General features: G+C 48.3%; 3 protein-coding genes and 1 pseudogene. 1 reads left to right on the top strand and 3 read right to left on the bottom strand.

Going from position 1 to position 3573, the window contains the following annotated elements:
- Nucleotides 1-163: pseudogene (locus BZG79_RS16755) on the bottom strand (3-deoxy-7-phosphoheptulonate synthase); the annotation flags it as partial.
- A 229-nt stretch (nucleotides 164-392) separates the two neighbouring features.
- The gene (locus BZG79_RS12935; RefSeq protein ID WP_077460568.1) at nucleotides 393-1862 is read right to left on the bottom strand and encodes a protein adenylyltransferase SelO; all 1470 of its coding nucleotides are present in this window, start codon (nucleotides 1860-1862) and stop codon (nucleotides 393-395) included.
- A gap of 158 nt (nucleotides 1863-2020) precedes the next feature.
- Here BZG79_RS12935 and BZG79_RS12930 point away from each other — a divergent pair, with 158 nt between their 5' ends.
- Nucleotides 2021-2860 (top strand): S1-like domain-containing RNA-binding protein, encoded by an 840-nt coding sequence (locus tag BZG79_RS12930; RefSeq protein WP_077460567.1) that lies wholly within the window; start codon nucleotides 2021-2023, stop codon nucleotides 2858-2860.
- Nucleotides 2861-3051: 191 nt separating this feature from the next.
- Here the strand turns inward: BZG79_RS12930 and BZG79_RS12925 are convergent.
- A partial coding sequence (locus BZG79_RS12925) for an MlaD family protein (protein WP_199877829.1) occupies nucleotides 3052-3573 on the bottom strand: 522 nt, incomplete at its 5' end.

The following is a 3573-nucleotide window of genomic DNA, read 5'->3' as shown; positions in this document are numbered from 1 at the left end:
GTAGTCTAGGGTCTCGGCCATTGAGAATATCGCTAATCGCACGTCGTGCGGTGGTTATGTGGTGAGCAACACTGTCAGTAACGGGGTGGGCAGCTTCCACCTCTGCAGGCGTAGGCATGGTATCGACCACACGGGTTCGAAGCTCGTCGGTTTTCAGTGGCATAGAGGACAGCCTTCCTCACATTTTTATCTGTTGCGAAGCCAGTAAGATAGCAAAAAAAGCGGCCTGTGAAAGCATCAATGTGATATCTGTTGGATTTTTTCTTCCAGAGCGGCAAGGTGTCACGCCTACCAACAGGTTACGCGTGACGATGATTGACGGATTGAATGAAGGTTATTATGTGACCCTGTCACTCAATCCCTTGAGCAATCTGTGTGTTTAATACTCAGCACTAGGATGAACAACTCAAGGTGAGATCTTTGTCTTCTTCCGCGGGCCGTTGTGCGAGATGGGCCAATGCCGGATGTGCATCAAAGGGAGCGGCTAATACAGTGATAAGATCGTGCGTAGGTTGCATGTTACCTTGTTCTGCGGCATCAATGGCTTGCTGAGCCAGAGAGTTACGCAAAATAAATCCAGGGTTTGTTGCTCGCATACGGTTTAGTCGTTCAAGCGAATCAAGATGATGGATACGTTGATGGTAATCGCTTAGCCATTCACTCAAGCTGTCGGTATCGGCAATCATGTCTGAAAACTGACTGAGGCTTGGTGCGGTGAGTAGGGCATCGTTTTCAATCTCGCTGAGCCGGCGAAAGAAAAGGGTATAATCGACACCTTCGCTCTCAAGCAATGAAAAGAGCGCATTAAATAAATGGCTATCACCCTGCTGTGCGTCCGATAAGCCCAATTTATCACGCATTGCTTTGCTATATGCCACTTGCAAATGATGTTCATAGCCGCCAAGAATGTCGTTGATCACCGCGCTGTCGAGCAGTGGTGTGAATGCGTAACCCAATGCGGAGAGGTTCCAAAGTCCAATGGCGGGTTGTTGGTTGAAAGCGTAGCGTCCGGTGTGATCCGTGTGATTGCAAATATTGCTGGGATTGAAATCATCTAAAAATGCGTAGGGGCCATAGTCAAAGGTTTGGCCCAGGATCGACATATTATCGGTATTCATCACGCCATGGTTAAAACCAACGGCTTGCCATTGAGCGATCATTCCAGCGGTGCGCTCGACAATTTCTTGCAGCAATGCCGCATACGGTTGCTCGGCTTTGGCAAGTTCAGGGAAATGACGCGCAATCACATAGTCGGCCAGTGTACGCAGCGCGTCATGTTGTTGGCTAAAAAATAAATACTCAAAATGACCAAAACGGACATGGCTTTCTGTCACCCGCAATAACGTTGCTGCGGTTTCCATTCGCTCACGCATGACGGGCGTGTCGCTCGTGGCCATGGCGAGGGCGTGCGTGGTTGGGATGCCAAGTCCGCGCATTGCTGCACTGGCTAAGTATTCACGGAGCGTTGATCGTAACACGGCCCGACCATCACCATGGCGACTATAAGGTGTTTTACCGGCCCCTTTTAGATGCCAATCCCACAGTGTGCCGCTGTTATCACGCCACTCGCCCAGTAATACGCCACGCCCATCACCGAGCGCTGGATTGTATTGACCAAACTGGTGCCCCGTGTATTTCATGGCAAAAGGCGTGCGGCCGGCCAAGGGTTGCTCTGCCGATAATAACGCGCGAAAGGTATCGCTTTTGATGTCTGCATCGGTTAAGCCGAGTTTTTCCGCCAAGGTGGCGTCATAGGTTAAAATTCGCCCGTTATCTAGCGGCGTTGGTGTAACGGACTTACCGAATGCGCTGCCCAATTGGCTAAAACTAAACCGAATGTGTTCGCCATTAAATACTGCCATGTTTCCCCCTTATTTGCTTTAGCCAGCCTAACAGGGTTACGACGACTAACAAGAGACAGAAAGTAAGGGTATTTTTTCTCCGACGCGTCGGATCAACAACGCATCTTACGTGCAAATTGCGTATACTTGGGGGCATTATTTTTTATCGTGTTGAGACAATGATTAAACTAGGCCAATTTAATACGCTTACTGTGGTCAAACAGGTAGACTTTGGGGTGTTTCTGGATGGAGATGACTACGGCAATATTCTCCTCCCCAAGCGTTATGTACCGCAGAATACTCAGCTTGGCGACGACCTTGATGTGTTTATTTATTTCGATTCTGAAGATGACATCATAGCGACCACCGAAACGCCTTATGTGCAAGTGGGTGAGTTTGCATCCTTGCGTTGTGTTGGGGTGAACTCAGTGGGCGCGTTTGTTGACTGGGGGCTGACTAAAGACTTGCTGGTGCCATTTAGTGAGCAACGCACGCGTATGGAAGAGGGCAAACCGTATGTTGTGCGCGTTTATACTGACAATGCATCAGGGCGCATTGTGGCGAGTCGTAAATTTAACAAGTTTATTAGCGACGCACAGCCCAAAATGCAACAGGGAGATAAAGTCACGGTACTGATCACGGATAACACCGATCTGGGCTATAAGTGTGTGGTCGACAATCAACACTGGGGACTGATTTATCGCGCTGAAGCGTTTGGTAAGTTGTTTATTGGCAAAAAACTCAGCGCCTACGTCAAACATGTACGCGACGATGGCAAAATGGATTTATCGCTACAAAAACCAGGTAAAGCCCGGGTCGATGAGTTAGGCGATAAAATCTTACGTACGCTGGAAAACAAAGACGGCTTCTTACCGCTGAATGATAAAAGTTCGCCTGATGCTATTTTTGCTTTGTTTCGTACGAGCAAGGCAACCTTTAAAAAGACACTGGGTGGCTTGTATAAGCAGCGACAAATCCGGATCGAACACGATGGCATTTACTTAACTAAGTTCGATTAACATGACAAAAAAATGCCCGGTACGTCCTGTTCCGGGCTTAGGGAAAAGGCTCATTGGAGCCCGATGCCAATTTAACTTTGTTTCCTATAGTGTAGTCTATCATTAGTGGTTTTCCAGCGCGTGAAGAAAATAATGCGGGCGTGGAAATGAAGATAAAAGGGTATCGCGACAGACGCGCGATACCCTGGGGATCATGGCTTGGGAATCGTTGTCCGCCACGCTTTCCATGCGGTTTTCCCTTCATCATGGAGTAAAAAATGCTGTTGATCCTGAGCGATAGGCTGAAGCGGCTTGTCCTCAGGGGTTGAGAAAGCAATCCCGCCTTTTAGCAAACTATCAATGGTACCGCTTTTTAAATCGGCACCGGTTAATCCTATCGAGACATCCACGCCTGATTGATTCCAAAATACAGAGTTCTCGCGTACTAAATAGGCATAGTCGGGAGCAATGTGTAACTCGAATAAAACGCGATCAGCGAGTTCACCCAGTGTTACTTTAGCGACAGTGCCTACTTCTATTTCTCGATACAACACAGGCGTACCTCGGGTCACTGAATGGCGCGCATCGCTTTCTAATATCAAAGTGAGTCCTTGCGGATACTTTGGCGTCTCATGCAGGACAAACTGCTGGGAAAACTCACCTTGGCCGGGCTCGACGGAGATATAAGTTCCAAATAAGGAGTCTAAGTTTTCTGTCTTGGTCAGACTTAGTAC

Source organism: Salinivibrio sp. MA427, assembly GCF_001996115.1.
Classification (GTDB): Bacteria; Pseudomonadota; Gammaproteobacteria; order Enterobacterales; family Vibrionaceae; genus Salinivibrio; species Salinivibrio costicola.
The sequence above is the reverse complement of the archived record's forward strand: the minus strand, read 5'-3'. Positions and strand labels throughout refer to the sequence as shown.

Excerpts from the sequence above, each read along its gene's own strand:
- BZG79_RS12930 (WP_077460567.1), top strand. The coding sequence starts at position 2,021 with ATGATTAAACTAGGCCAATTTAATACGCTTACTGTGGTCAAACAGGTA.
- BZG79_RS12935 (WP_077460568.1), bottom strand. The coding sequence starts at position 1,862 with ATGGCAGTATTTAATGGCGAACACATTCGGTTTAGTTTTAGCCAATTG.